The 25,610-nt window shown below is 59.8% G+C and carries 25 protein-coding genes; 20 read left to right on the top strand and 5 right to left on the bottom strand.

The features are described from left to right. The first annotated feature begins 2 nt into the window (after window positions 1–2). The 14 genes from AC1DF8_RS29310 to folD all read left to right on the top strand — a co-directional run bounded on the left by AC1DF8_RS29310 (window position 3) and on the right by folD (window position 11,637). Entirely contained in the window at window positions 3–1,055 is a 1,053-nt protein-coding gene (locus AC1DF8_RS29310) for a flagellar hook-associated family protein (RefSeq protein WP_478156055.1), read from the top strand. Window positions 1,056–1,091: 36 nt separating this feature from the next. After that, window positions 1,092–1,439, top strand: a complete 348-nt coding sequence (gene flaF / locus AC1DF8_RS29305) for a flagellar biosynthesis regulator FlaF (protein WP_112541507.1) — start codon at window positions 1,092–1,094, stop codon at window positions 1,437–1,439. Next, window positions 1,436–1,885, top strand: a complete 450-nt coding sequence (gene flbT, locus AC1DF8_RS29300) for a flagellar biosynthesis repressor FlbT (protein WP_112541506.1) — start codon at window positions 1,436–1,438, stop codon at window positions 1,883–1,885. Before flaF ends, flbT begins: the two co-directional genes overlap by 4 nt. Then, complete coding sequence (gene flgD, locus AC1DF8_RS29295) at window positions 1,876–2,334, top strand: flagellar hook assembly protein FlgD (RefSeq protein ID WP_112541505.1); 459 nt, start codon at window positions 1,876–1,878, stop codon at window positions 2,332–2,334. Before flbT ends, flgD begins: the two co-directional genes overlap by 10 nt. A 116-nt stretch (window positions 2,335–2,450) precedes the next feature. Continuing rightward, window positions 2,451–2,717: a flagellar biosynthesis protein FliQ gene (gene fliQ / locus AC1DF8_RS29290; RefSeq protein ID WP_112541504.1), complete on the top strand. Its 267-nt coding sequence runs from the start codon at window positions 2,451–2,453 to the stop codon at window positions 2,715–2,717. Between the two features lie 91 nt (window positions 2,718–2,808). After that, window positions 2,809–4,896 carry a flagellar biosynthesis protein FlhA gene (gene flhA, locus AC1DF8_RS29285; RefSeq protein ID WP_112541503.1) on the top strand — a complete coding sequence of 696 codons (2,088 nt, stop codon included), beginning with the start codon at window positions 2,809–2,811 and terminating at the stop codon, window positions 4,894–4,896. Further along, complete coding sequence (fliR, locus tag AC1DF8_RS29280) at window positions 4,893–5,645, top strand: flagellar biosynthetic protein FliR (RefSeq protein WP_018115120.1); 753 nt, start codon at window positions 4,893–4,895, stop codon at window positions 5,643–5,645. The genes flhA and fliR overlap by 4 nt, the downstream gene beginning before the upstream one ends. 6 nt (window positions 5,646–5,651) lie before the next feature. Then, window positions 5,652–6,062, top strand: coding sequence for a hypothetical protein (locus AC1DF8_RS29275; protein ID WP_018115118.1), 411 nt, complete (start codon window positions 5,652–5,654; stop codon window positions 6,060–6,062). A gap of 34 nt (window positions 6,063–6,096) precedes the next feature. Beyond that, window positions 6,097–6,663, top strand: a complete 567-nt coding sequence (locus tag AC1DF8_RS29270) for a rod-binding protein (protein ID WP_478156051.1) — start codon at window positions 6,097–6,099, stop codon at window positions 6,661–6,663. 11 nt (window positions 6,664–6,674) lie between these two features. Beyond that, entirely contained in the window at window positions 6,675–7,040 is a 366-nt protein-coding gene (locus AC1DF8_RS29265) for a hypothetical protein (RefSeq protein ID WP_018115116.1), read from the top strand. Continuing rightward, the gene (locus AC1DF8_RS29260) at window positions 7,040–7,582 is read left to right on the top strand and encodes a hypothetical protein (RefSeq protein ID WP_018115115.1); all 543 of its coding nucleotides are present in this window, start codon (window positions 7,040–7,042) and stop codon (window positions 7,580–7,582) included. The genes AC1DF8_RS29265 and AC1DF8_RS29260 overlap by 1 nt, the downstream gene beginning before the upstream one ends. A gap of 289 nt (window positions 7,583–7,871) precedes the next feature. After that, on the top strand, window positions 7,872–8,720 hold the full coding sequence (locus tag AC1DF8_RS29255; RefSeq protein WP_018115114.1) for a WecB/TagA/CpsF family glycosyltransferase: 849 nt from the start codon (window positions 7,872–7,874) through the stop codon (window positions 8,718–8,720). A 121-nt stretch (window positions 8,721–8,841) separates the two neighbouring features. Continuing rightward, window positions 8,842–10,617 carry a GumC domain-containing protein gene (locus AC1DF8_RS29250; protein ID WP_478156049.1) on the top strand — a complete coding sequence of 592 codons (1,776 nt, stop codon included), beginning with the start codon at window positions 8,842–8,844 and terminating at the stop codon, window positions 10,615–10,617. A 120-nt stretch (window positions 10,618–10,737) separates the two neighbouring features. Continuing rightward, complete coding sequence (folD, locus tag AC1DF8_RS29245) at window positions 10,738–11,637, top strand: bifunctional methylenetetrahydrofolate dehydrogenase/methenyltetrahydrofolate cyclohydrolase FolD (protein ID WP_113209217.1); 900 nt, start codon at window positions 10,738–10,740, stop codon at window positions 11,635–11,637. Window positions 11,638–11,651: 14 nt separating this feature from the next. On the opposite strand, the gene AC1DF8_RS29240 is transcribed toward folD, so the two are convergent. Continuing rightward, window positions 11,652–12,677, bottom strand: a complete 1,026-nt coding sequence (locus tag AC1DF8_RS29240; RefSeq protein WP_018115111.1) for a substrate-binding domain-containing protein — start codon at window positions 12,675–12,677, stop codon at window positions 11,652–11,654. A gap of 295 nt (window positions 12,678–12,972) precedes the next feature. Here AC1DF8_RS29240 and AC1DF8_RS29235 point away from each other — a divergent pair, with 295 nt between their 5' ends. The 6 genes from AC1DF8_RS29235 (at window position 12,973) to AC1DF8_RS29210 (ending at window position 20,014) form a co-directional block, all read left to right on the top strand. Next, the gene (locus tag AC1DF8_RS29235) at window positions 12,973–14,334 is read left to right on the top strand and encodes an ABC transporter substrate-binding protein (RefSeq protein WP_112541500.1); all 1,362 of its coding nucleotides are present in this window, start codon (window positions 12,973–12,975) and stop codon (window positions 14,332–14,334) included. A 171-nt stretch (window positions 14,335–14,505) separates the two neighbouring features. After that, on the top strand, window positions 14,506–15,519 hold the full coding sequence (locus tag AC1DF8_RS29230) for a carbohydrate ABC transporter permease (protein WP_113116597.1): 1,014 nt from the start codon (window positions 14,506–14,508) through the stop codon (window positions 15,517–15,519). 1 nt (window position 15,520) lies between these two features. Beyond that, window positions 15,521–16,684 carry a carbohydrate ABC transporter permease gene (locus AC1DF8_RS29225; RefSeq protein WP_113204963.1) on the top strand — a complete coding sequence of 388 codons (1,164 nt, stop codon included), beginning with the start codon at window positions 15,521–15,523 and terminating at the stop codon, window positions 16,682–16,684. 35 nt (window positions 16,685–16,719) lie between these two features. Next, on the top strand, window positions 16,720–18,372 hold the full coding sequence (bglA, locus tag AC1DF8_RS29220; protein WP_018115107.1) for a beta-galactosidase BglA: 1,653 nt from the start codon (window positions 16,720–16,722) through the stop codon (window positions 18,370–18,372). Between the two features lie 21 nt (window positions 18,373–18,393). Next, window positions 18,394–19,485 carry an ABC transporter ATP-binding protein gene (locus AC1DF8_RS29215; protein WP_478156045.1) on the top strand — a complete coding sequence of 364 codons (1,092 nt, stop codon included), beginning with the start codon at window positions 18,394–18,396 and terminating at the stop codon, window positions 19,483–19,485. A 115-nt stretch (window positions 19,486–19,600) separates the two neighbouring features. Further along, window positions 19,601–20,014 carry a hypothetical protein gene (locus tag AC1DF8_RS29210; RefSeq protein ID WP_029616458.1) on the top strand — a complete coding sequence of 138 codons (414 nt, stop codon included), beginning with the start codon at window positions 19,601–19,603 and terminating at the stop codon, window positions 20,012–20,014. Window positions 20,015–20,090: 76 nt separating this feature from the next. Here the strand turns inward: AC1DF8_RS29210 and edd are convergent, their stop codons facing one another. The 4 genes from edd to AC1DF8_RS29190 all read right to left on the bottom strand — a co-directional run bounded on the left by edd (window position 20,091) and on the right by AC1DF8_RS29190 (window position 25,609). Continuing rightward, window positions 20,091–21,917, bottom strand: coding sequence for a phosphogluconate dehydratase (gene edd / locus AC1DF8_RS29205; RefSeq protein ID WP_018115105.1), 1,827 nt, complete (start codon window positions 21,915–21,917; stop codon window positions 20,091–20,093). A 68-nt stretch (window positions 21,918–21,985) separates the two neighbouring features. Continuing rightward, a complete protein-coding gene (gene pgl / locus AC1DF8_RS29200) occupies window positions 21,986–22,684 on the bottom strand; it encodes a 6-phosphogluconolactonase (protein WP_478156042.1) in 699 nt (232 codons plus the stop codon). An 18-nt stretch (window positions 22,685–22,702) separates the two neighbouring features. Further along, window positions 22,703–24,178: a glucose-6-phosphate dehydrogenase gene (zwf, locus tag AC1DF8_RS29195; RefSeq protein WP_018115103.1), complete on the bottom strand. Its 1,476-nt coding sequence runs from the start codon at window positions 24,176–24,178 to the stop codon at window positions 22,703–22,705. A 135-nt stretch (window positions 24,179–24,313) separates the two neighbouring features. Further along, window positions 24,314–25,609, bottom strand: coding sequence for an NAD(P)/FAD-dependent oxidoreductase (locus tag AC1DF8_RS29190; RefSeq protein ID WP_478156040.1), 1,296 nt, complete (start codon window positions 25,607–25,609; stop codon window positions 24,314–24,316). Window position 25,610: the final 1 nt, after the last annotated feature.

Below are 25,610 nucleotides of genomic sequence, written 5' to 3'. Positions count from 1 at the left end.
CCATGAAGAGCTCATTTATTTCAAGTTCGGCCATTCAGAACGCCATGCGGTTGACGATCCGCCAGGCGCAGAACCAGATGACGAAGGCGACGATGGAGGCGACCACCGGCACCTACGCCGATATTGGTGTGTCGCTCGGCGGTTACGCAGCCAAGAGCATCGACTTCACCCGCGAAGTCGATCGTATCAAGTCGATCAAGCTGAGCAACGCTCTCGTCGATGCCCGTATGGAATCGGCGCAGGAAGGGCTCACCAAGATGAAGGGCGCCGGCGACGGCTTCCTGTCCAAGCTGACCGCGCTGCAGAGCAGCCACGATCCGGGCAGCGTCACGGTCGCTATCCAGTCGGCCACGAGCGCGCTTTCGACGATGATGGACACGTCCAACTCGATGGTGAACGGCGAATACCTCTTCGCCGGCATCAATACCGACATTCAGCCGCTGACGGACAAGACGGCGGCGACTTCGGCGGCGATCGTTACAGCCTTGAATGCTTACGCGGCAGGCCTGCCGACGCCGAAGCCGGTTAACGAGCTCACCGGCGACGAGATGAAGACATTCATCGAGACCCAGGTCGAGCCAATGTTCAGCGAAGCCGCCTGGACGGATCCGACAACCGGCTGGTCCAAGGCGTCCAGTCAGAACATGACGAGCCGCATCAGCAATTCGGAAGTCGTTGAATCCTCGACCAGCGCCAATTCCGAGGGCATGCGCTACTTCGCTCTGGCAACTGTGACGACGGCCGCGCTATTCGGCCAGAATCTCAGCACCGATGCGATGAGCGCAGTCTCCTCCAAGGCGATCACATACACGACGAGGGCGACCACGGGTCTCGTTACCCAGGCCAGTCAGCTCGGCCTCTCGCAGGAGCGCGTCGAAAAGGCGAATGACGCCCTCGATGCCCAGGCAAACATCATGCAGACCAAGCTCGTCGATATCCAGGGTGTTGATCCCTACGAGGCCTCGACCCTTGTCAAGACTTTGGAAACACAGCTCGAAACCGCTTACACGATCGTATCGAAGATTCAGCAGTTGAGTCTCGTGAACTACCTTTGATGATCAAAGGCGCGCAATATAAAGAAGGATGCATGAATGTATCAGTTCTCTTATGCCGAGGTCATGCAAGACTCGGTTGCCGACGCGAAGGAGCGGGAATGGCAGGTTCTCGAACGTTCGATCGAACTGCTTTCGGCGGCGCGCGATAAAGAGAAGTACAGCCGGGAGGCTATTGAAGCTCTCTTCTATACCCGCAGGGTCTGGATCAGCTTCGTTGAGGATTTGAAGCATCCAGACAACCAGCTGGAGATCGAGCTCAGGGCGAACCTTATTTCGATTGCGATCTGGATATTGAAGGAATGCGACAGAATTAGAAAACGTCAGTCGAATAACTACCAGGGCATCATCGACGTTACCACCATCATCAGGGATGGACTTAAATGAAAAGTACACTTCGCATTTCTCTGAAAGCCGGAGAAAGAATCTTCATCAACGGCGCTGTCCTGCGTGTCGACCGTAAGGTGGCACTGGAATTCCTGAACGATGTGACGTTCCTTCTCGAAAACCACGTGCTACAGCCGGAAGGCGCGACCACGCCGCTTCGCCAGCTCTACTTCATTGCCCAGATGATCCTCATCAATCCCGAGGGCAAGGAACATTCGACGGCGATGTTCCGCAAATCGATCACGATGCTTCTCACATGCTTCAAGAACGAGGAAATCCTCGCCGAACTGAAGCGGATCGACGCACTCGTTTCGACCGGCCGCGCCTTTGACGCGCTGAAGGCGATCCGCGGTCTCTACGCGATCGAAGACGGCATTCTCAACAATCACGAGCTGCCCCCGACAATGGTCGAGCAGATTCGCAGGGAGATCGCACCATGGCGGTAGACGGAACCCAGAGCGTAGGCGGCGGCAGCAGCACATATGGCTCGTCCAATGCCGCGCAGCAGAAGGCCACGCTGAACTACGATAACTTCCTTCAGCTTCTGGTCGCGCAGATGAAGAACCAGGATCCGACCGATCCGATGGATGCCAGCGAGCAGATGTCTCAGCTTGCAAGCTTCTCGCAGGTCGAGCAGACGATCCAGACGAACACGAAGCTCGATACGCTTCTGACGAGCTCCAGCCTGACCCAGGCAAGCAGCTATGTCGGCAAGTACATGGAAAGCGCCGACGGCAAAACCAAGGGTACGGTTGAATCCGTCAAGGTTTATTCCGACGGCCTCATTGCAACGCTGGACAATGGCGGTAAAATCCTCATTCAGGCTGGCATCTCCATTTCTGATTCGGCGCCGACCAATCCTTCGGGCGACGATAGCGGTTCGGATAATACCTGAAGTGACGACGGCGGCGCCGAAAGGGCCTGACGCTCGTTCGTTTGGATGACGCCAAAAATACCAGTCCGGTTAAAGCCGGGCTGGCTGCTTTCAAGGCGATATGAGGTTGCCTGACGATGAATGAAGCTGATGCACTCGACCTGTTCCAGGCTGCTATCTGGACCGTCCTCATTGCCGCTGGTCCTGCGGTCATTGCGGCAATGGTCGTCGGTCTCGTCATCGCGCTGATCCAGGCGCTCACGCAGGTGCAGGAAGCGACACTCACCTTCGTTCCGAAGATCGTAGCCGTTCTGGTCACGGTCGGCATTTCGGCCCCCTTCGTGGGCTCCCAGATTTCCATTTTCACCAATCTGGTCTTCTCGCGCATCCAGTCAGGCTTCTGAGCCAACTTCGCGCAAGCTTCGCCATTTAACTGTCGATCCGAATTGGGCGGACTCTGAGGTTCGCCTCCTCTCATGAAGAGACGGAATCGCCATGGCGCAACCACCTGCACTACCCCTTCCGAAAGCCGCCCCAAGTCTGCGTGATATCGGTTTTGCCTTGGGCATCATCGGTATTATCTGCATCCTCTTCCTGCCGATCCCGCCGTTTTTGATCGACATGGGCCTGGCCTTCTCGATCGCCTTCTCGGTGCTGATCCTCATGGTCGCGCTGTGGATCCAGAAACCTCTCGAATTCTCGTCCTTCCCGACCATCCTTCTGATCGCGACAATGACGCGACTGGCGTTGAACATTGCCACGACGCGCGTCATCCTTTCGCACGGCAACGAGGGACATGACGCGGCGGGCGGCGTCATCGCCGGCTTTGCAAGCCTGGTCATGTCCGGCGACTTCGTCATCGGTCTGATCGTCTTCCTGATCCTCATCACCATCAACTTCATCGTCATCACCAAGGGTGCGACGCGTATCGCAGAAGTCGGCGCGCGTTTCACCCTGGACGCCATCCCCGGCAAGCAGATGTCGATCGACGCCGACCTTTCGGCCGGCATCATCGACGAGAAGGAAGCCCAGCGCCGCCGCAAGGAACTGGAAGAGGAAAGCTCTTTCTTCGGTGCGATGGACGGTGCCTCGAAATTCGTTCGCGGTGACGCTGTCGCCGGCCTTCTGATTACCGCCATCAACGTCTTCGGCGGCATCATCATCGGCTATTTCCGCCATGGCATGCCGATCGGCGAAGCAGCTGACGTTTTCGTCAAGTTGTCGGTCGGTGACGGCCTCGTCTCGCAGATGCCGGCCCTCATCGTCTCGCTCGCCGCCGGCCTGCTCGTCTCGCGCGGCGGCACCACCGGCTCCACCGACCAGGCGGTAGTCAATCAGCTGAGTGGCTATCCCCGCGCACTCTCCGTCTCGGCCGTGCTGATGTTCGTCCTCGCTCTGATGCCGGGCCTGCCGTTTGTACCCTTCGTGATCCTCGGCAGTCTTCTCGCCTTCGGCGCCTGGTTCATTCCGCGTCAGGCCGAAGCCGAAAATCTGCTTCGCCGTGAAGCCGAGGAAAAGAAGGTCGTCCAGACCAAGGAGCTCGAAAAGGACTCGGTCAAGGCGGTTCTGCGCACCTCCGAAATCGAGCTTGCTCTCGGCAAGATGGTTTCGACCCGCCTGCTCGGCGCCCATCAGGAACTCGCCTTCCGCGTCGGCAAGATGCGCAAGAAGTTCGCCACCCAATACGGTTTCGTCGTGCCGGAAATCAAGGTCACCGACGATATCGGCATCCCCGAGAAGTCGTATCAGATCCGCATCCACGGCACGACTGTCGCCTCGAACCTGCTGCGTGTCGGCGAAGTTCTCGTCGTCACCGGCGCCGGTCGCAAGCCGAGCATTCCCGGCGACGAAATCCGCGAACCCGCTTTCGGCATGCCGGCGGTTTCGATCCTCGAAAACTTCGCCGAAGATCTGAAACGTGAAGGCTTCCAGCCGATTGACAACGTCTCGGTTGTGCTGACGCATATGAGCGAGGTGATCAGAAACAACCTGCCGCAGCTTCTGTCCTATAAGGACGTGAAGATCCTGATCGATCGTCTCGACCCTGAATACAAGAAGCTCGCTGATGAGATCTGCTCGTCCCACATGTCCTATTCGGGCCTGCAGGCGGTGCTGAAGCTGCTTCTTGCCGAACGTGTCTCGATCCGCAACTTGCACCTCATTCTGGAAGCGGTCGCAGAACTTGCCCCGCATGTCAGGAAGACGGAGCAGATCGTCGAGCACGTCCGCATCCGCATGGCCCAGCAGCTTTGCGGCGACCTTGCCGACAACGGCGTGCTGCGCGTGCTGCGGCTCGGCAGCAAATGGGACCTCGCCTTCCACCAGGCGCTCAAGCGCGATGCCAAGGGCGAAGTCGTCGAATTCGACATTGATCCGCGCACGCTCGAAGAATTCAGCGAACAGGCGACGAAAGTTATCCGTGAATTCATGGACAGAGGCCTGCCTTTCGCCCTTGTCACCTCACCGGAAACACGCTCCTATGTCCGCATGATCATCGAGCGACTCTTCGCAACGCTTCCCGTTCTTTCGCATGTGGAACTGGCCAAGGGCATCGAAATCAAGATTCTGGGCTCGATTTCATGATTTCAGACCCGCAAGGGACAGTTCTGGCGCTGTTTCTGGTTTTCTGCCGGATCGGCGGCTGTGTGCTGACCCTTCCGGGTTTTTCGTCGGGCCGCGTGCCGGAGCAATTGCGCGTCTTCATTGCCGGCGCGCTTTCGCTTGCCGTTCTGCCGGTGCTCTGGGACACGGTCTATCCGTCGGTCCACACCAGTTCCGGTACCTATATTGGTCTGATTTTCAGCGAATCACTGATCGGTGTGATGTATGGCATGCTCGCCCGGCTCTATACGCTCGGTCTGCAGTTCGCGGCCACGATCGTCTCGATGATGGTCGGCTACACGCAGCCGAGCACGTCTGACATCGTCGAAGATTCGCCCGAAATCAGTCTGACGGCCTTTATCACGATGACCGGCCTGATGGTTCTCTTCATCATGGATTTCCATCACATCGTCTTCCGCGCGCTGATCGATTCCTACACGACCATGCCCTTCGGCGGGTTGATGCAGATGCGCTCCACGCTCATCACCTTCACGGATACGCTGGAGCAGACCACCTACATCATGCTGCGGCTTTCGAGCCCCTATTTGATTTACGGACTGATCTTCAATATCTCGATCGGCTTCATCAACAAGCTCGCGCCGCAGATCCCGGTCTACTTCATCTCCACGCCCTATCTGCTCATGGGCGGCCTCTTCCTGCTCTATTTCTCGATCGCTGCATTGATCAGCCAGTTCGCCCAATCCTTCGGCAGCATATTCGTGGGAAAGTGAGGGACGATGATGGAGAAGAAGCGCTCCGACAAGCTCAAGCGTCTGGTGACGGTTCAGCGGCATCTCGAAAAAATGGCGGAGTACGATCTGGCGGAAACCAGCCGCCAGCGCGCCGAAGTCAATGCAGCCATGGATGTCGCCATTCTAGCGCTCGGTTCGCTGGACCCTGTCCATCGTGCTTTCTCGCAGAGTTATGCAGATCGTTTCGGCAGGCTGAGCATCAAGGATCAACAATTGACCGGCATGCAGCAGGTCCATGAAATGCGCCTGACGCGTGAGCGCGCCAAGGGCGACCGGCTGGAGGAAAGCATGCTCGATGCCCTTCAGGCCGAGCGTCGTGAGGCGGATGACAATGCCGTCTACGATGTAATCGATCAGCAGTTCGCAACGCCAGCCTCCAGCAAGCTTCAAAAATAATAATCGCCACGATCTTACATTAGAGGATTGTAACGTGGCTATTTCACCCCCCAGCGATCTGGTGATGGACGTCGTCAAGGCGGCCGACCCCATGGAGGTTCAGGCTGCCCAGGAAAAGCTGAAAGCCAGCCGCGCCGCTTTTGCTGCGACAAGCCTGGCCGACAGCGGTAACGGTTTTTCTTCCGCAGTCGACATTCTCGACAACGTCAAGCAGAAGACCGGCCTGCACAATATCCAGAACCGCGAAAAGACCGAGGACGTGCCGGAAACCTACCGGAAGTTCGAGGCTATGGTTCTGCAGAATTTCGTGAAGTCCATGCTGCCGAGCGATGCCGAGAATGTCTTCGGCAAGGGCGCAACAGGCGACATCTGGAAGGGCATGATGGCCGAACAGCTCGGCAACGTCATGGCCAAGGGCGACGGCATCGGCATCGCCAAGCAGATGTATTCCGAGCAGTTGCGCCGCCAGGAAGGCAAGATCGTCAACGCCTCCACGGATGAAGACGACCGCAAGACTGCAATGAGCATGATCGACGACTTTCAACGCAAGACCTTCGGCACTCCGACTGCCGACAATAAGTCCGCAACTAGCGACGCATAATCGAGGATAAAATGGAAATAGTTTCGAACGAATACAGGATCAAATCCGTTCTCGGGCGCCTCGAAATGATAATCGACAATGAGAACACTCGGATCGGCAGCGATCCGCAGTTCGATCTCAAGGTCTCCAATGCGCACAAGAGCCGGTGCCTGTACGAGCTCTCGATGCTCTTCCGCGACACCGATCCGGCCGAGCTTGCCGCTTCGCATCTGGACCAGCTTCATGGCCTCAAGAAGAAGCTTACGCTAAACGCCCGCCGCGTCGAAGCGCATCTGGAGGCGGTTCGCGCCGTTGCCGATCTCTTGAAGAACGCCGTGCAGGATGCCGATGCTGACGGCACCTATTCCCAGGAACAGTTCGCCGCGCGGGATGCCTGATGATCAAGCTCGTCCTCACAGGCGTCTGGGTCTGCGCCGTCACGTTGGCATCGGTCTATTTCTCGGTGAACATGGCGACTGCGCCGGCGCCGGTTGAAGCGGATACCAAGCAAAGCGCGCTCGAGCTGGTGAAGGGCGAGACAATCACCGTGCCCGTTATCGGCAACGGTGCGGTCAACGGTTATTTCCTCGGCCGCATCTCCTTCATGATGCACAAGGATATGATCGCAGGCCTCAACCTGCCGATCACGGAAATGACGACCGACGAACTCTTCAGTCTGCTCGTCGGTAACAAGATGATCGACGTCTCCAATATCAAGGCCTTCGATCCCGGGGCTTTCCGCGAACAGATCAAGAAGGGCATGAACGAGCGTCTCGGCGGCGAATATGTGGCCGATGTCATGCTGGAGCAGCTCGACTATCTGTCGAAGGAAGACGTAAAGGAAACCTCCGGCGGCAAGCCGCAGAAGGTTGGAGCGCCAGTCAAGATCGTCGAGACCGCGCCCGCGTCCGAAACGCCGGCTCCCTCGGCCAGTCACTGATCACCATTGATCCGTCAATTCAAAACGGCGCCGAAAGGCGCCGTTTTTTGCGTTCTCGTCTTGGTTAATGAACTACTTATGCGCGCATGAAAATCCAAAGGTTTTTCCTAAGGGTTGTTTGAAGCAGAGTTGATATAAACGCGGCACAAGCTTGGGATGATGCCGCCACGGGTTGGGGGAAATCGCTTCAGGCGGGACGCCGCTGGTCCTCACAAGACCTCCGCTGCGGAAATGTGGGCTTGTTTTCCAGGATGTCGGGCGCATGACGCACCCTCGGCAGGAGGTTGGAATGAATTTGATTGCAAACTTCGCGGTGCTTGCATCGCGGCGGACGATTTTCGATCTGCCGGTCTGCGATCTCGGCTGGGACGACGCGCTGGTTTTCATCAACGAACTGGCTTCCATCCCTGTCGGGCAGACCGTGGTTTGCTTCGTCAATGCCCACAACATGCTGACCGCCCTGGGCGACGACGAATACTATCAGATCATGTCGCATAATCTGGTCCTGCCCGATGGTATCGGCCTCAACATCGCATCCCAGGTCACGCATGGTTCGCCATTTCCCGCCAATCTGAACGGTACCGATTTCGTGCCGGCATTCCTGACCTTCATGGAAACGCCGCGCCGTATCGGTCTGATCGGCGGCGCGCGTGCGGTTGTCGAGAAGGCGGCCGAGAACTTTTCCAGGCATACGCCCTGGCACGAATTCTTCGTCATCTCCGACGGCTTTTTCGACAAGGCAAATCCGGAAGCTGTTACCGCCGAAGTGGAGCGTCAGAAGCTCGATATCCTGATTGTCGGCATGGGCACGCCGCTGCAGGAAAAATGGGTTCACCAGAATATCCGCGCCGATCACGCGCGTCTCGTCCTGACGGTCGGTGCACTTTTCGATTTCGTTTCCGGCACCGTCCCCCGCGCGCCGAAGACCGTGCGCATGATGCGTCTCGAATGGGCCTATCGCCTGGTGCAGGAGCCGGCGCGCCTCTGGCGCCGTTATATTATCGGTATCCCGATTTTCCTCTTCCGGGTCTTCCAGTATCGCTTCAGCCGGCGCGCGCGTATTCTCAGCCAGCCGGTTGAACCGACGCACGCTGCGGGCGAACAGAAGAGAATCGAGCAGATGAAGAAAGCCGGCTGATTACAGATTTCTGCAGGCTGCGGTTAACCATTTCTTTGCCATATATATTTAGAGTAGCTTAATCATCCGCGTCGGCGCGGTTGAGCGAACTCGGCTATCATGCGCATGAGATGTGACGCCAATGCACGATTCCAGGGCGAAAAGCAGTTTCCATGATCGCGCAACCAGCTTCTCGCGCGGCCAGCGGCAAAGTCACGCAGCAGAGAGTACCAGTGCACCGGAGATCCGCCCTTCGGAAGCCGAACTGCTGCACGCCATAAGCCGGCTGCTCGATGAGCAGCGCGCGAAGGCGCGGCAGACTGAACCGCTGGTCGATCGGATCGAAACGATCCTCGGTTCGCGCCTTCAGGCTGCTAACGATATCTCTTCCGTTTCCGCTCCCGCTTTTGAGCCCTCTTCTCCCGCACCGGAGCCAGCGACGCAATACGTCCAGGTTCATCACGTCGCTCCCGTCGAAAAAGCACCCGTTTTGCCGGTTTCACGCGAAATAGGGCGCACGAAATGGGGCAGGAGCGCCCTCGTCATTGTTGCCCTCTCGTTCGTTGGTGCTGCCACCCCGGTCCTGATGCCATCCGCACCAGCGCGCTACACAGCAGAAACGACGCTTGCCGTGGATGCGGGCGCAGGCGACCGGACTGCGCTTGTCGGGGAAACTGTCAGAAGACTGTTCTCGGTACCTGTCATCACCTCAGCTGTTGCAGCAATGAAGCTGGACCGCGATCCGGAATTTGCCGGCAACAATGCCAATGCACTTGGTGTTGCCTTCGAGCTTCTCTCCGGCAGCGGCGCGGCGGCGGATCCGGCATCGCGCGCCGAGGCCGCGCTGAAATCTGCCCTCGCGATTATTCCCGATGACCGCACTGGCACGATCCGCCTGATGGTAACGACGGCCGATGGCGACAAATCGACACGAATCGCCATGCGGTTGTCCGATGCGGTGACCGGCGGCAGTGCCGCGAGCAAGGCGGCCGAGACGGCCACTGCCTTGAAAAAAGAAAATGATCAGGCTCAGGCAGAGCTCATGGCTTTTGGCCAGAAGAACGGCGAGGGCAATGTCAAGGTTGCGACGCAATTGCAGCGTCAGATCGCCGGCCTCGATGCCGATCTCAAGAATGCCGACGACAAGATCCTGACCGCCAAGGAACAGGCCGACAAGCTGAAGGCCGCCAAGCTCGCGGACGTGCTGGAAGGCTCGCTCACTTCGGATATGATCTCACCCGCCCTGCAGGATCTGCGCGACAGATATGCGATTGCCAAGACGGCGCTCGCGCAGCTTTCGGCAGACCTCGGGCCGCGCCATCCGCGCCTGCTCCAGCAGCAGTCCGAGGTCGACGGTCTGAAGGACAGCATCGGCAAGGAACTTGTGCGCCTCGCCCAGAACGCAAGTGGGACAGCCAAGGCTGCCGTCGATGCGCGCAGGCAACTGAGCGACCGTCGCAATGCGCTCATTGCCCAGAGCCGCGATACCGGCGTCGATCTCGCCAAGCTGACCGAGTTGCGGGAAAAGGCCTCTGCCGCCCGCTCGCGCCTGGACGAAGAGGTTTCCACGACAGGTGCCATCGGCGACGGCAGGGTCACGGTTCGCAAGCCCGCTCTTGTGCTGCCGGTTTCCGGTGGCAGCAGTTTCGCTTTCAATGCCTTGCTGGGCGGCCTTGCAGGTCTGGTGGCAGGCCTGGGCTTCGTTTTTCTGCCGCGTCGCTTCCGCCGACAGCCCGAACAGGTGCCGGTCCAGCCGGTTGAAATTCCTGTCCAGGATCAAATTCTCGCCCCTGTGCCCGAACTTGCCCAGGTCCCCGAACCGGAGTTGGTCCCGCAGACGGCGAACGAGGTCGATGCATTGCGCTCGCAGATCGCCAGCCTGCGCGATCGCCTACACGCCCACCAGGCTTCCCGGTAGGCGAACGCCCGACGGCAGATTGCTCTTGCATTTGCCGTTTTTAAACGGGATAGGGCGTTATCGGGAAATCATTCCCGCCGCGGGCGAATAGACTGGCGCGAAACTGGGCGGAGAAGACGCGTGACGACAGTAATCGACGGCAAGCAGGTTGCCGCATCCGTAATCGAAACCGTGAAATCGGCAAATGCTGCGCTTGAGGCTGCGAAGGGCGTACGGACGGGCCTTGCGGTCATCATCGTCGGCGACGATCCGGCGAGCCACACCTATGTCAGCTCCAAGAGCCGAATGGCCAAGGAATGCGGCTTCAAATCCGTCCAGCACACGCTGCCGGTCGAGACGAGCCAGGAGGAGCTTGCCGCCCTCGTCGCTACGCTCAATGCCGATCCGTCGATCCACGGCATTCTCGTGCAGCTGCCGCTGCCCAGACATCTCGACAGCGAGGCGATCATCCAGTCGATCCTGCCGGAGAAGGATGTCGATGGCCTGAGTGTCGTCAATGCCGGCAAGCTTGCGACCGGTGACCTGAAGACCGGCCTCGTCTCCTGCACGCCGGCCGGCGCCATGGTCTTCGTCCGTCGCACCCATGGTGAGGATCTTTCCGGCCTCAATGCCACCGTCATCGGCCGCTCCAACCTGTTCGGCAAGCCGATGGCGCAGCTTCTGCTGAATGCCAATGCGACGGTCACCATTGCCCATTCGCGCACGAAGGATCTCGCCGGCATCTGCCGCAATGCCGATATTCTGGTGGCCGCCGTCGGTCGTCCGGAAATGGTCAAAGCCGATTGGGTCAAGCCCGGTGCCACCGTCATCGATGTCGGCATCAACCGCATTGCCGCCCCCGAACGCGGCGAGGGGAAGACCCGCCTCGTCGGCGATGTCGCCTTTGCCGAGGTTTCTCCGGTTGCTGCCGTCATCACCCCGGTTCCGGGTGGCGTCGGCCCGATGACGATCGCCATGCTGATGGCCAATACGGTGATTGCCGCCCATCGTTCGGCAGGACTGACGCCGCCGGTATTCTGATCATCCCCCTTTAATCAACTCTGGGGCGCGGCGCCTGTCGAGGCCCTGACGATCAGCTCGGTCTTCCAGAGTTCCTGTTCGGGGAAGGGGCCCGCCTGCTTGACCGTACCGATGAGCCGCTGCGCGATGCGCACGCCGGCCGCCCGCAGCGACGAGCGTGTCGTCGTCAGCGGCACGGAGAAATTCTCCGGCTTCAGGAGCGGCAGAACATCGTCATGGGCGATCAGCGAAATGTCCTCGCCGAGTTTCAATCCGGCTTGATTGACGGCGCGGATTGCACCGAGCGCAAGCACCGTACTGGAGCATAAAATGGCGGTTGGCCGATCCGGAAGCTGCAGGAAGCGCTCCATGGCGATCAGTCCTTCCTCGTCCGTCATGACCGTATGGCTCGTGCAGTCTTCCTCGAGCTCCAACCCGCGTTCGGCGAGCGCGGCAATGAGCCCGTTCCTGCGGCGAATGGCGAAATCGAGATGCAGCGGCCCGTTCATCAGCGCAAAGCGCGTGTGGCCGAGCTGGAGAAGAAGCCTCGCCGCATCGTAGAAAGCCGCCTCATTGTCGATGTCGAGATAGGGATAGTCCGGTTCCGAGCCGAAGGAGCGGCCATGCACCACGAAGGGCATGGAAAGCGACTTCAACATGGCAAGCCGCGGGTCGTGGCCGCGCATATAGGCTACGAAGAGCGCGTCCACATTGCCGCTGATCGCGAGACGCCGCAGCGCTGCGACCTCGTCGTCCGGGTCGGCCGGCATGATGACGAAGTGAAAGTCATGACGCACCGCTTCCTCGCCGAGACCGGTCAGGAACTCGCCGAAATGCACGTCCGATTGATGGCCGGGCGCTGTCGGCATGACGAGGCCGATCGAGCCGGCTTTGCCGGTGGCAAGCCGCTGGGCGGCCTTGTTGGGCCGGTATCCGGTTTCTTTGACCGCCCGGAGCACGCGTTCCCGGGTTGCCTCGTTGACCTCCGGATAGCCGTTGAGTGCGCGGCTCACAGTTGTCTGCGAAAGCCCCAGCAATTCCGATAGCTGTTTGAGATTCACCTGCTATGCTTCCTCCCGGCCTGCCCTGTGGCCGTAAAATAGTGGCCGCCGCCTCCCAATGGCATCCAAAGCGCTTTCAAATATGTAGCATCTGCTGCGCTTGACTCAAGAAAAATCGCTCCATATTCCCCATTAAGCCTTGCTGCGACGCGATACAGTGGCGGTATTCCTGCCGTTTTCGCAAAATGGCTTGACTTCATTCGGCCAAAAGGGAATGAGTTGCTTTGTCAAAGCGCTTTGAGATTTCCTTTGGATGAAATTCTGCGCTATCCGATTGTGATGGGAGGTTGATCACATGAAAAAGTCATTCTTGATGGGCGTTGCACTTGCGGCGCTTTTTGCGGGCGCTGCATCGGCAGCGGATCTGAAATTCGCACCGGGTCAGGACTCCAAGTTCAACTGGAAGAGCTATGACGACTTCAAGGCTGCCCATGCCGACCTGAAGGGTCAGCAGCTGACGATCTTCGGCCCCTGGCGCGGCGAAGACGAAGCCTTTTTCCAGAGCATCCTCGCCTATTTCGTCGAAGCGACCGGCATTGACGCCAAGTATTCCTCCTCTGAAAACTACGAGCAGCAGATCGTTATCGATACGCAGGCAGGCTCCCCGCCGAATATCGCCATTCTGCCGCAGCCGGGCCTGCTGGCCGATCTCGCGAGCAAGGGTTACCTGACGCCGCTCGGCGACGATACTTCCAAGTGGGTCAAGGACAACTACGGCGCCGGCGACAGCTGGGTCGGTTACGGCACCTACAAGGGTAAGGACGGCAAGGACGCCTACTTCGCCTTCCCCTACAAGGCCGACGTGAAGTCGCTCGTCTGGTATGTTCCTGAGAACTTCGAAGAGGCAGGCTACAAGGTCCCGACGACCATGGAAGAGCTGCACGCCCTGACTGACCAGATCGTCAAGGACGGCGGCGTTCCGTGGTGCATCGGTCTCGGTTCCGGCGGCGCAACCGGCTGGCCGGCAACCGACTGGGTCGAAGACATCATGCTGCGCACCCAGAAGCCCGAGGTCTACGACAAGTGGACTACCAATGAAGTGAAGTTCACCGATCCGGCCGTCGTTGCTGCCATCGACGAATTCGGCAAGTTCGCCAAGAACGAAAAATATGTCGACGGCGGCGTTGCAGCCGTTGCATCGACCGACTTCCGCGACAGCCCGAAGGGCCTCTTCGCCGTTCCGCCGAAGTGCTACCTGCACCACCAGGCTTCGTTCATCCCGTCCTTCTTCCCCGAGGGAACGAAGCTCGGTACCGATGCCGACTTCTTCTACATGCCGACCTATGCCGCGCATGCCGATCTCGGCAAGCCGGTTCTGGGTGCTGGTACGCTCGTCTCCATCGCCAAGGACTCTCCGACCGCTCGCGCTTTCGTCGACTTCCTGAAGACGCCGGTCGCCCATGAACTCTGGATGGCGCAGTCGAGCTTCCTGACCCCGTACAAGGGCGTCAATGTCGATGCTTACGCCAACCCGCAGATGAAGAAGGAAGGCGAGATCCTGACCTCGGCCACGACCTTCCGCTTCGACGGTTCCGACCTGATGCCTGGCAAGATCGGCGCTGGCGCCTTCTGGACCGGCATGGTTGATTTCGTCGGCGGCAAGTCCGCTCAGGACTCCGCAGCCGAAATCCAGAGCGCCTGGGACGGCATCAAGTAATTTCCTGCCATTTCGTGCCGCCGGGCGACCGGCGGCATCACCGGAATGAACGGCCGGGCTCCAGAGGGGGAGCCCGGTTGTGCCGGATCCTGTGGTCAAACCCACAAGCAATATTGACGGTGTCCGGCATTAACCCTTCAAAATAAGACAGGGAAGCAGGGGAGGGACGAAATGCTGTCGCAGATAGTGTCCGCTTTGGGCGTCGTGGTCGTCGCCGTTTTCGCATGTTCGGCCTATTTCTTTTTCTCGAACAAGATCCTCGATCTCGCCTTGCCGGTGAAGGACGGTGATATCCGTCAGGCTTCACGCAACCTGAACCGGCGCGCGATGATCCGGCCCTGGCTGTTTCTCTTCCCAGCGCTTTTTCTGCTGGTCGTCTACCTCGTCTATCCTGTGGTCGCGACCTTCATCCTGTCCTTCTACGACCGGTCGGGCAACGAGTTCGTCGGTGCGCAGAACTACCTTTGGGCCCTGAACGACCGCGAATTCCGCCAGTCGATCTTCAACAACATTCTCTGGCTGGCCGTCGTGCCCGCCTGCTGCACCTTCTTCGGCCTTGTCATCGCCGTCATGACCGACCGCATCTGGTGGGGCAATATCGCCAAGAGCATCGTTTTCATGCCGATGGCGATCTCCTTCGTCGGCGCTTCCGTCATCTGGAAGTTCATCTATGAATACCGCGGCGGCAACGATGTGCAGATCGGCCTTTTGAACGCCATCGTGCAGACATTCGGCGGCACGCCTGAGGTCTGGATTTCCGTTCCCTTCTGGAACAATTTCTTCCTGATGGTGATCCTGGTCTGGATCCAGACCGGCTTTGCCATGGTGATCCTCTCGGCCGCATTGCGCGGTATCCCGGAGGAGACGATCGAGGCAGCTGTCATCGATGGCGCCAATGGCTGGCAGATCTTCTGGCGCATCATGGTGCCGCAGATCTGGGGCACGATCGCCGTCGTCTGGACGACGATCACCATCCTCGTCCTCAAGGTTTTCGACATCGTGCTCACCATGACCAACGGCCAGTGGCAGACCATGGTGCTGGCGAACCTGATGTTCAACTGGCTGTTCCGTGGCGGCGGCGATTCCGGCCGAAGCGCTGTCATCGCCATCATCATCATGCTCGCCGTCACGCCGATCATGGTGTGGAACGTGCGCCGCGCCAATGCCGAACTGAAGGGACGCTGAGATGACGAGAGCTGCAAGCTACTTCAAGATCGGCCCGGCCCGTCTTTTCGTCCACTTCTGCGTTCTCGTGATCGTCATCATCTGGCTGGTGCCGACCCTCGGCATCTTCGTCAGTGCGCTGCGCGACAAGGACCAGATCACCGTTTCCGGCTGGTGGACCGCCTTTGCCGGTTCCACGCAGACTGTGGCCGCGCGCCTCGGCACCCCAGATCAGGCAAAGCAGGAAGGCGATATCTACGTGATCACGGGCAACGTGCTGGCCGATCAGCCTGGCCGCTCGGTCAAGGCGTTCGGCGTACGTGTGCAGCAACCTTCGGCTTTTGAGGCTGGTCAGACCGCCGACCTAGGCGACGGCGAAAGCTTGGTCATCAACAGCGACGGCAGCTACCGCTACATGAAGAATGTCGCTTTTTCGCCTGATGAACGTCCGCGCCGCATCTATGTCGCGGCATCGGCTCCGCCGGAATTCACGCTCGCGAACTACAAGACCGTTCTGACGAGCGAGGGTATCGGCCAGTCCTTCATCAACTCTCTGACAGTGACCATTCCGGCGACCATCATCCCGATCCTGATCGCCGCTTTCGCCGCGTATGCGCTGAGCTGGATGGAATTCCCCGGCCGCGCGCTTCTCATTGCACTCGTCGTCGGCCTCATCGTCGTGCCGCTGCAGATGTCGCTCATCCCGCTCTTGCGTCTCTATAACGAGATCGGCACCGCGATCGGCCAGCCGTCGAAAACCTATCCCGGCATCTGGCTGGCGCACACCGCCTTCGGCATGCCGCTCGCCATCTATCTCTTGCGGGCCTATATTGCCGGCCTGCCCAAGGAGATCATCGAATCCGCCCGCGTCGATGGCGCGAGCGATTTCGAGATCTTCACCCGCATCGTTTTGCCTCTCTCCTTCCCCGCGCTCGCCTCCTTCGCGATCTTCCAGTTCCTGTGGGTGTGGAACGACCTGCTTGTCGCCATGGTCTTCCTCGGCACCGACAAGGATCACCTCGTGCTGACAGGAGCGCTGAATGCGCTGCTTGGCTCGCGCGGCGGCAATTGGGAAATCCTGACGGCGTCCGCCTTCGTCACCATCATCATACCGCTGCTCGTCTTCTTCTCGCTGCAGCGTTATCTGGTGCGCGGCCTGCTTGCGGGGTCGGTCAAGGGAGGCTGATCCATCCCAAGACTTAAGCTTAGACAGGATATTCCATGAGTGTGGCTTCCCAATCCAATCTGACCGCCGACAAGGACTGGTGGCGCGGCGCGGTGATCTATCAGATCTATCCGCGCTCCTACCAGGATTCGAACGGCGACGGCATCGGCGACCTGAAGGGCATCACCGCCCGCTTGCCGCATGTGGCAAGCCTCGGTGCCGACGCCATCTGGATTTCGCCCTTCTTTACCTCGCCGATGCGCGACTTCGGTTACGACGTCTCGGACTACGAAAACGTCGACGCCATCTTCGGTACATTGATCGATTTCGACACGCTGATAGCGGAAGCCCACCGTCTCGGCATCAAGGTGATGATCGACCTCGTCATCTCGCATTCTTCCGACCAGCATCCCTGGTTTGTCGAAAGCCGCACGAGCAAGACCAATGCCAAGGCCGACTGGTATGTCTGGGCCGATGCAAAGCCGGACGGTACGCCGCCGAACAACTGGCTGTCGATCTTCGGCGGTTCCGCATGGGCGTGGGATCCGACGCGCATGCAATATTACATGCACAACTTCCTGACCTCGCAGCCCGATATGAACCTGCATAATCCCGAGGTTCAGGACCGCCTGCTCGATGTCGTCCGTTTCTGGCTGAAGCGCGGTGTCGACGGCTTCCGCCTCGACACGATCAACTTCTATTTCCACGACAAGCTTCTGCGCGACAACCCGGCGCTTGCCCCGGAACGCCGCAACGCGTCCACCGCGCCGGCCGTGAACCCCTATAATTTCCAGGAGCATCTCTACGACAAGAACCGCCCTGAGAACCTCGAATTCCTGAAGCGCTTCCGCGCCGTGCTGGAAGAGTTTCCCGCCATTGCCGCCGTCGGCGAAGTGGGCGACAGCCAGCGTGGCCTCGAAATTGTCGGCGAATATACCTCCGGCAATGACAAGATGCACATGTGCTACGCCTTCGAATTCCTGGCGCCCGATCCGCTGACGCCAGAGCGCGTCGAGGAAGTCATGAAGGATTTCGACGCCGCCGCTCCCGATGGCTGGGCCTGCTGGGCTTTCTCGAACCATGACGTCATGCGCCATGTCAGCCGCTGGGGCGCGCTGGTTGCCGACCACGATGCCTTTGCCAAGCTCTACGCTTCGCTGTTGATGACACTGCGCGGTTCGGTCTGCCTCTATCAGGGTGAGGAACTCGCTCTCACCGAAGCTGATCTCGCCTATCAGGATCTGCAGGATCCCTACGGCATCCAGTTCTGGCCGGAGTTCAAGGGGCGTGACGGTTGCCGCACGCCCATGGTCTGGGACAGCCAGGTCGCACAGGGCGGCTTCTCGACGGTGAAACCCTGGCTGCCGGTCCCGGTCGAGCACATCCTGCGCGCCGTCAGCGTGCAGCAGGGCGACGAGAATTCCGTGCTCGAGCACTACCGCCGCTTCCTCGCCTTTCGCAAGCAGCATCCGGCTTTCGCCAAGGGCGAAATCGAGTTCGAGGATCCGCAGGGCGATGCCCTGGTCTTCACACGCGAATACGGCAATGAGACGCTGCTCTGCATCTTCAACATGGGGCCGGCAGAAACCAATGTCACCCTGCCGGCGGGCGAGTGGCAAGCTTTGACGGGGCACGGCTTTAACAGCAACAACTACGGCGACAAGATCGATATTCCGGCCTGGGGGGCGTATTTCGCCCGCCTCGCTTAAGGATCAGGAGGGGAGAGGAAAATGACTGGACTGACGCTTAAGGATATCCGCAAATCCTACGGCTCCGTGGACGTGCTCCACGGCATCGATCTGGAAATCAACCAGGGCGAATTCATCGTTTTCGTCGGCCCCTCCGGCTGCGGCAAGTCCACCTTGCTGCGCATGATCGCCGGCCTGGAAAACATCACCGGCGGGGAGATGTATATCGATGGCATGCTCGTCAATGACGTGCCGCCGTCCAAGCGCGGCATTGCCATGGTGTTCCAGTCCTACGCGCTCTACCCGCATATGACTGTCTTCGACAACATGGCTTTCGGCATGAAGATCGCCGGCGAGAGCAAGCAGGAGATCGACCGCCGCGTGCGGGCTGCCGCCGAAAGCCTGCAGTTGACGAAATATCTCGACCGCCTGCCGAAGGCACTCTCGGGCGGCCAGCGTCAGCGCGTGGCGATCGGCCGCGCCATCTGCCGCAATCCGAAGGTCTTCCTCTTCGACGAGCCGCTCTCGAACCTCGATGCGGCACTGCGCGTCGCGACCCGTATCGAGATCGCGCGGCTCAACGAGCAGATGGCCGATACGACGATGATCTATGTCACGCACGACCAGGTCGAGGCGATGACGCTGGCGGACCGAATCGTCGTCCTTTCCGCCGGCAATATCGAGCAGGTGGGCGCACCGCTGGAGCTTTACGAGCGACCGGCAAACCTGTTCGTCGCCAAATTCATCGGCTCACCGGCCATGAATATCATCCCGGCAACGATTACCGATGCCGGTGCTACGACGACGGTGACGCTGACCGGCGGCAAGTCCGTGACGCTCGATATCGCCACTGCGGCATCGGAAAAGGACAAGCAGGCAAGCTTCGGCGTTCGCCCGGAAGACCTGCGCATCGCCGATCCCAGCGAAGACTATCTGTTCGAGGGCGAAGTCTCGATCGTCGAGCAGCTCGGCGAAGTGACGCTTCTCTACATCGAAGGCTTGGTCCAGGGTGAGCCGATCATCGTCAAGCTGCCCGGAATCTTCGATGTAAAGCGCGGCCAGAAGATGCATTTCGTGGCCGACCGGCAGAAACTGCACCTCTTCGATGCGGCCGGTCACACCTACAGGAAATGATCATCCATTTTTGGTGGAATCCTTCCTCCTGATACTGCCAAGGGGAAGGATTCTCACTTTCTGTTAAACATGCGGTGCTAGCCTTTTTCTCATCAAGACTGAGGGGACTAAGGCCATGGCCGCATCGAATCCAACACCTGCGAAATCGCACTTCCTGGCGAAGGAAGAATCTTTCATGTACGACCGCGAATCGCGGTTCAAGATGGAAGACACGATGAACGCCGCGCGTATCGAATATACGGAAAAGGGCGTCATGCATGCCGCCTCGCGCCGCTGCGATATCGTCCGTATATCCATGAGCAGCGCGATCCTGGCGATCCTCACGCAGTATACGCTGCCAAAACAGTTCTACCTGGATATTCCGGATGCCCGCATCACCAAGGTTGGCTGCCTCTTGATGAAGACTTTCCCGAACAACACCATCGAGGTTCGCTTCCTGCGCCTGCTGACGCAGAAAGAACTGAACAAGATCTTCGTCTACAGCACGCACCCGGCGCACAAGGATTACGTCCTCGATATCCGCGCGTAACAGTCTCGCGTCTCGCTGGATATGAAAAACCCGCAGTTTCGGCCGCGGGTTTTTCTTTTGCATCGATGAGGGGATGTCAGTGCGCGTGGAAGAGCACGCTGGCACCCTGGTCGGACGGTCCGACCGCGTGACGGAACGGCGCGAAAAGCTCGCGGCCCATGCCAAATTCATTGTCTGAAAGATCGATCGTCACAGGTTCGCGCTCGGCCATGTCAGCAGCATCGACGAGAACTTCGAGCGTGCCCCTGATCGCATCGAGACGGATGATATCGCCGTCCTTGATGCGGGCGATCGGGCCACCATCGACAGCTTCGGGTGTGACATGGATTGCCGCCGGAACCTTGCCGGATGCACCGGACATGCGCCCGTCGGTCAGCAACGCCACGCGGAAACCGCGATCCTGCAGCACGCCGAGTGGTGGGGTCAGCTTGTGCAGTTCCGGCATGCCGTTGGCCTTCGGTCCCTGAAAGCGCACGACAGCGACGAAATCGCGGTTGAGCTTGCCCTCCTTGAAGGCGTCCTGCAGTTCCTGCTGGCTATGGAACACGATTGCTGGCGCCTCGATGATATGGCGCTCCGCCTTGACGGCGGAGATCTTGATGACCGCCTTGCCGAGATTGCCGCGCAGCATCTTCAAGCCGCCATTCGCCTGGAAAGGCGTTTCGATGCTGGCGAGCACCTTCGGATCGTGGCTCTTTTCCGGCGAGGGCTGGCGCACGACGGCGCCGTTTTCGCCGAGCTGCGCATCGACCGTATAGGCCTGCAGGCCGTGACCGAAGACGGTGCGTACATCGTCATGCACCAGGCCCTGCTTCAACAGTTCCTTGATGAGGAAGCCCATGCCGCCGGCTGCTTGGAAATGGTTCACGTCCGCAAGCCCGTTCGGATAGACGCGGGCAAGCAGCGGCACCAGTTCCGAAAGCTCGGCAATATCCTGCCAGGTCAGCACGATACCGCCGGCGCGAGCCATGGCGACAAGGTGCATCGTGTGGTTCGTCGAACCGCCCGTCGCATGCAGGCCGACGACGCCGTTGACGATCGAGCGTTCGTCGATCATCTCGCCGGCCGGCGTGAATTCGTTGCCGAGTGCTGTGATGGCGAGCGCCCGCTTGGTGGCCTCTCGGGTCAGCGCTTCGCGCAATGGAGTGCCTGGGTTGATGAAGGAGGAGCCGGGCATATGGAAGCCCATGATCTCCATAAGCATCTGGTTGGAATTGGCCGTACCGTAGAAGGTGCAGGTGCCCGGGCCGTGATAGGACTTGGATTCAGCTTCCAGCAGTTCGGCACGGCCGACCTTGCCCTCGGCGAAGAGCTGGCGCACGCGCGACTTCTCGTCGTTCGCCAGGCCCGTCGTCATCGGGCCGGCTGGAATGAAGATCGACGGCAGGTGGCCAAAGGAGAGGGCGGCGATCATCAGACCGGGGACGATCTTGTCGCAGACGCCGAGAAAGAGGGCGGCATCGAACATGTTGTGCGACAGGCCGACACCCGCTGCCATGGCGATAAGGTCACGCGAGAAGAGCGAGAGCTCCATGCCGGGCTGGCCCTGGGTGACGCCGTCACACATTGCCGGCACGCCGCCTGCGACCTGAGCGATGCCGCCGGCCTGGGCAGCGGCTTCGCGGATGATCGCCGGATAGGTCTCGAACGGCTGGTGGGCCGAGAGCATGTCATTATAGGCGGTGATGATGCCGAGATTGGGCACACGGTCGCCCGCAAGCGCATCCTTCTCGGCGGGGGAACAGATGGCAAAGCCATGGGCGAGGTTGGCGCAGCCGAGAACCGAACGGTTGACGCCCTTTGAGGCGGCAGCGCGCAGGCGTTCCAGGTAGCGCTCGCGGGTCGGCTTCGAGCGTTCGACAATGCGATTCGTGATCGCAGCAATGCGTGCGTGAGCGGACATGGAAAATCCCTGCCTTGTTTTGGTTCGTCAATGTTCTGTTCGCCGGCTTCGGCGGCTGTAAGGCCCTATCAGGGAGCCCAGTAGATCTCGACCGGGGAAGTGGCCCGGCGCAGAATGGCGCGGATCGGCATGTCTGCCTCTTCGCCTGTGCCTTCTGCCTTGGCGAGAACGTCTTTTTTGCCTTCGCCCTCAATGTGGAGAATGAGCAGTTTGGCATCTTGCAGTGCGGAAAACGTGAAGGTCAGGCGCGGTTCGCCAGCCCCTTCCGCGTCCATGGTGATGATGCAGCGCGGTGTCCTGGCATCGAGCGCAACGCTCAGATTGTTGCCACCGGGGAAGAACGAGGCCGTGTGGCCGTCGCCGCCCATGCCGAGAATGACGACATCGAAGGGGATGCCGATCTCCGCACTCTTTACCGTTGCAAGCTTCGCAGCCTCCTCGACGGAGGCGGCGGGCTGGTAAAGCGGCACGAAACGTGCAGCTTTCGCCTTGTTTTGAAGAAGATTGGCATCGACCAGCAGGTGGTTCGAACGCGGATTGTCGGCGGGAACGAAACGTTCGTCGACAAGCGTGATCGTCACCTTGGCCCAGTCGATATCGCGCGTCGAAAGCGCCTGGAAGAAGGCTTTCGGCGTGGAGCCGCCGGAAACGGCGATGCTTGCCGCTCCGCGCGCTGCGATGGCTGCCGAAAGGACGCTGGAGACCTTGTCTGCAAGGCTGGCGGCAAGTTCGGCGGCGTTAGCGAAGGAATGCAGTGTCGATGCCATATCTTCGGACCCTTGGACTTAGATGTCGTCGTGCCAGGTGCGGCCGTCACGCTCGATCAGCGCGATGGCCTGGCTTGGACCCCAGGTGCCGGCCGTATAGCCCTGCACCTGCTGGCCGGTGGATTCCCAACCCTTGAGGATCGGATCGACCCACTGCCATGCCGCTTCGACTTCGTCACGGCGCATGAACAGCGTCTGGTTGGAGCGGATGACGTCCATCAGCAGACGCTCGTAGGCATCAGGATTGCGCACGTTGAAGGCCTGGGCGAAGCTCATGTCGAGCGAGACATTCCGCAGGCGCATGCCGCCCGGGCCCGGATCCTTGATCATCAGCGACTGCTTGACGCCTTCATCCGGCTGCAGGCGGATGATCAGCTGGTTCTGGCTGATGCGGCCGGCGGCCTGGTCGAAGACCGAGTGCGGGATCGACTTGAAGGTGATGACGATTTCCGAAACGCGGCCGGCGAGGCGCTTTCCGGTGCGGATGTAGAAGGGAACGCCCGCCCAGCGCCAGTTGTTGATCTCGGCCTTGATGGCGACGAAGGTTTCCGTGTTGGAAACGCCGCCTTCCAGCTCTTCCAGATAGCCCTTGACCGGGCCACTGCCGGAAGCGCCGGCGCGGTACTGGCCGCGAACCGTCGCCTGCTCGACATTGGACGCGTTGATCGGCTTCAGCGCGCGCAGAACCTTGAGCTTCTCATCGCGAACGGCTTCCGAATCCATCGAGGAGGGGACTTCCATCGCGGTCAGGCAGAGAAGCTGCAGGATGTGGTTCTGTACCATGTCGCGCAGCGCGCCGGCGGTGTCGTAATAACCGGCGCGGCCCTCGAGGCCGACGGCTTCGGCAACGGTGATCTGCACATGGTCGATATAATTGGCGTTCCAGAGCGGCTCATAGAGCGCGTTGGCGAAGCGCAGCGCCATCAGGTTCTGCACCGTCTCCTTGCCGAGATAGTGGTCGATGCGGAAGATCTGCTCTTCCTTGAAGACGCGGCCGATATTGTCGTTGAGCTGCAGGGCCGAAGCTAGATCGCGGCCGATCGGCTTTTCGACGACGATACGGGTCGACTTGGTAATCAGCTTGTGGTCGTGGATCTTCTGCGAAATGTCGCCGAAAATGCCCGGAGCAACAGCGAGGTAGAAGGCGCGCACGCGGTCCTTGCCCTCGTCGAGCAGCTTCTTCAGCACGTCCCAGCCGGTATCGGTACGGGCATCGACGGAAACATAGAAGAGACGGGAGCAGAACTTCTCGACTTCGGCCTCGTCATATTCGCCCTTCTTCAGGTGCTCCTTGAGCGCATCCTTGGCGAACTTGCGGTATTCTTCATGCGAAAGCGGGCTGCGCGAAGCGCCGATGACACGGGTCGGCTCCGAGAATTGGCCCTCGATCTGGCGATGATAAAGCGCCGGCAGAAGCTTGCGTTCGGCAAGGTCGCCGCTGCCGCCAAAGACGACGTAATCAAAAGGCTCAACGGGAATGATCTGGCTGCTCATGAGCTTGTCTCTCAATCAGGCTTGGTTGGTGGCCGTTTTAATCTAATCGATTTAAAAAAGCCAGTGTGCGGTGCAATGAATCTGTCGGACATCGGTTTTAGAGCGAATTGTCCGGTGAGGAAATCCGCAATCGAACTAAAACTTGTCGCGGAGGGCAAACCACGACAAGGCAAGGAAAAGCAGCGGCGCCCGCATGCGCGCGCCGCCCGGAAAGGCAGGGATATCGAGCGCCTTGAACAGATCGAGATCGGCCGATTTCCCCAGCACCATTTCTGCGTAAAGCTTGCCACAGTAATTTGACAACATGACGCCGTGGCCGGAATAACCGCCGATCGAGGTGACGCCCGGCATGACTTCGCGCACGAAGGGCTGGCGCGGCATGGTGATGCCGACCGAGCCGCCCCAGGCATGGGTGATCTCGATATCCTTGAGCGCGGGGTAGATTTCGGCGATCTGCCGGCGGATATGCTGCGAAATGTCGCGCGGATTGTCGGCCGTGTAGGCCTCCCGCCCGCCAAAGAGCAGCCGTCCGTCCTTCAATTTGCGGAAATAGCGCACGACGAACCGCGAATCCGCCACCGCTTCACCGCCCGGTATCACATCAGGAAACCGGTCAAGCGGCACAGTCGCGCCGATGAAGGAGCGGATCGGCATGACATGGCTGGCCGTGATCGGCTCCAGATTGCCGATATGGCCGTTACAGGCAATCAGCGCCCTGTTGGCAGTGATCGTGCCGCGTTCGGTTTCGATAACGACCTTGCCGCTGCGCTCTTCGATCGACTTTGCCTTGGTCATTTCGAAAATATCGGCCCCAGCATTGGCCGCCACCCTGCCAAGGCCGATCAGCAGTTTCAGCGGATGGATATGGCCGGTTCCGGTATCGCGTACCCCGCAATAGAAGCGTTTGGAACCAAGCCGCTCCTGCGTCTCTTCGCGGTCCATGAAACGCAGATGCGGATAGTCGTAGCGGAAGGCCGCGATTTCCGCATTCTCGTAATAGTACCGCTTGTAGCTTTCCTTGTGGGCGACGCTGAGCTGACCGGACACATAGTCCATATCGATCTGGTGCTCGGTCGCAAAATCCATGAGGTGCCGCTTGGCGTCTTCCGCGAGATCGAAGAGCGCCTTGGAGCGCTCGTAGCCGATCTTCTCCTCCATCTCTTCCGGCCACCAGCGCTGGCCGGTGCCGAGCTGGCCGCCATTGCGCCCGGACGCGCCGTCGCCAAGTCTGCTGCCCTCGATGAGCGTCACCGAAACGCCAGCCCTGGCGAGACTATAGGCGGCCTGAAGGCCGGTATAGCCGCCGCCGATAATGGCGACGTCACACTGCCTGGAGCCATCGAGTGCCGGATAATCCGGCCGCTCGCCGACCGTTGCCTGATACCAGGAGACGCCTGGGGCAATGGGGCTTTGCCATGTCTCTTGCGTCATG

The sequence above is a fragment of the Rhizobium sp. 05N49 genome (assembly GCF_056396805.1).
Note: the sequence above shows the minus strand (reverse complement) of the source record. Positions and strands in the feature narration are given on the sequence as shown.

Excerpts from the sequence above, each read along its gene's own strand:
- AC1DF8_RS29310 (WP_478156055.1), top strand. The coding sequence starts at position 3 with ATGAAGAGCTCATTTATTTCAAGTTCGGCCATTCAGAACGCCATGCGG.
- flaF (WP_112541507.1), top strand. The coding sequence starts at position 1,092 with ATGTATCAGTTCTCTTATGCCGAGGTCATGCAAGACTCGGTTGCCGAC.
- flbT (WP_112541506.1), top strand. The coding sequence starts at position 1,436 with ATGAAAAGTACACTTCGCATTTCTCTGAAAGCCGGAGAAAGAATCTTC.
- flgD (WP_112541505.1), top strand. The coding sequence starts at position 1,876 with ATGGCGGTAGACGGAACCCAGAGCGTAGGCGGCGGCAGCAGCACATAT.
- fliQ (WP_112541504.1), top strand. The coding sequence starts at position 2,451 with ATGAATGAAGCTGATGCACTCGACCTGTTCCAGGCTGCTATCTGGACC.
- flhA (WP_112541503.1), top strand. The coding sequence starts at position 2,809 with ATGGCGCAACCACCTGCACTACCCCTTCCGAAAGCCGCCCCAAGTCTG.
- fliR (WP_018115120.1), top strand. The coding sequence starts at position 4,893 with ATGATTTCAGACCCGCAAGGGACAGTTCTGGCGCTGTTTCTGGTTTTC.
- AC1DF8_RS29275 (WP_018115118.1), top strand. The coding sequence starts at position 5,652 with ATGATGGAGAAGAAGCGCTCCGACAAGCTCAAGCGTCTGGTGACGGTT.
- AC1DF8_RS29265 (WP_018115116.1), top strand. The coding sequence starts at position 6,675 with ATGGAAATAGTTTCGAACGAATACAGGATCAAATCCGTTCTCGGGCGC.
- AC1DF8_RS29260 (WP_018115115.1), top strand. The coding sequence starts at position 7,040 with ATGATCAAGCTCGTCCTCACAGGCGTCTGGGTCTGCGCCGTCACGTTG.
- AC1DF8_RS29255 (WP_018115114.1), top strand. The coding sequence starts at position 7,872 with ATGAATTTGATTGCAAACTTCGCGGTGCTTGCATCGCGGCGGACGATT.
- AC1DF8_RS29250 (WP_478156049.1), top strand. The coding sequence starts at position 8,842 with ATGCACGATTCCAGGGCGAAAAGCAGTTTCCATGATCGCGCAACCAGC.
- AC1DF8_RS29235 (WP_112541500.1), top strand. The coding sequence starts at position 12,973 with ATGAAAAAGTCATTCTTGATGGGCGTTGCACTTGCGGCGCTTTTTGCG.
- AC1DF8_RS29230 (WP_113116597.1), top strand. The coding sequence starts at position 14,506 with ATGCTGTCGCAGATAGTGTCCGCTTTGGGCGTCGTGGTCGTCGCCGTT.
- AC1DF8_RS29225 (WP_113204963.1), top strand. The coding sequence starts at position 15,521 with ATGACGAGAGCTGCAAGCTACTTCAAGATCGGCCCGGCCCGTCTTTTC.
- bglA (WP_018115107.1), top strand. The coding sequence starts at position 16,720 with ATGAGTGTGGCTTCCCAATCCAATCTGACCGCCGACAAGGACTGGTGG.
- AC1DF8_RS29215 (WP_478156045.1), top strand. The coding sequence starts at position 18,394 with ATGACTGGACTGACGCTTAAGGATATCCGCAAATCCTACGGCTCCGTG.
- AC1DF8_RS29210 (WP_029616458.1), top strand. The coding sequence starts at position 19,601 with ATGGCCGCATCGAATCCAACACCTGCGAAATCGCACTTCCTGGCGAAG.
- edd (WP_018115105.1), bottom strand. The coding sequence starts at position 21,917 with ATGTCCGCTCACGCACGCATTGCTGCGATCACGAATCGCATTGTCGAA.
- pgl (WP_478156042.1), bottom strand. The coding sequence starts at position 22,684 with ATGGCATCGACACTGCATTCCTTCGCTAACGCCGCCGAACTTGCCGCC.
- zwf (WP_018115103.1), bottom strand. The coding sequence starts at position 24,178 with ATGAGCAGCCAGATCATTCCCGTTGAGCCTTTTGATTACGTCGTCTTT.
- AC1DF8_RS29190 (WP_478156040.1), bottom strand. The coding sequence starts at position 25,609 with ATGACGCAAGAGACATGGCAAAGCCCCATTGCCCCAGGCGTCTCCTGG.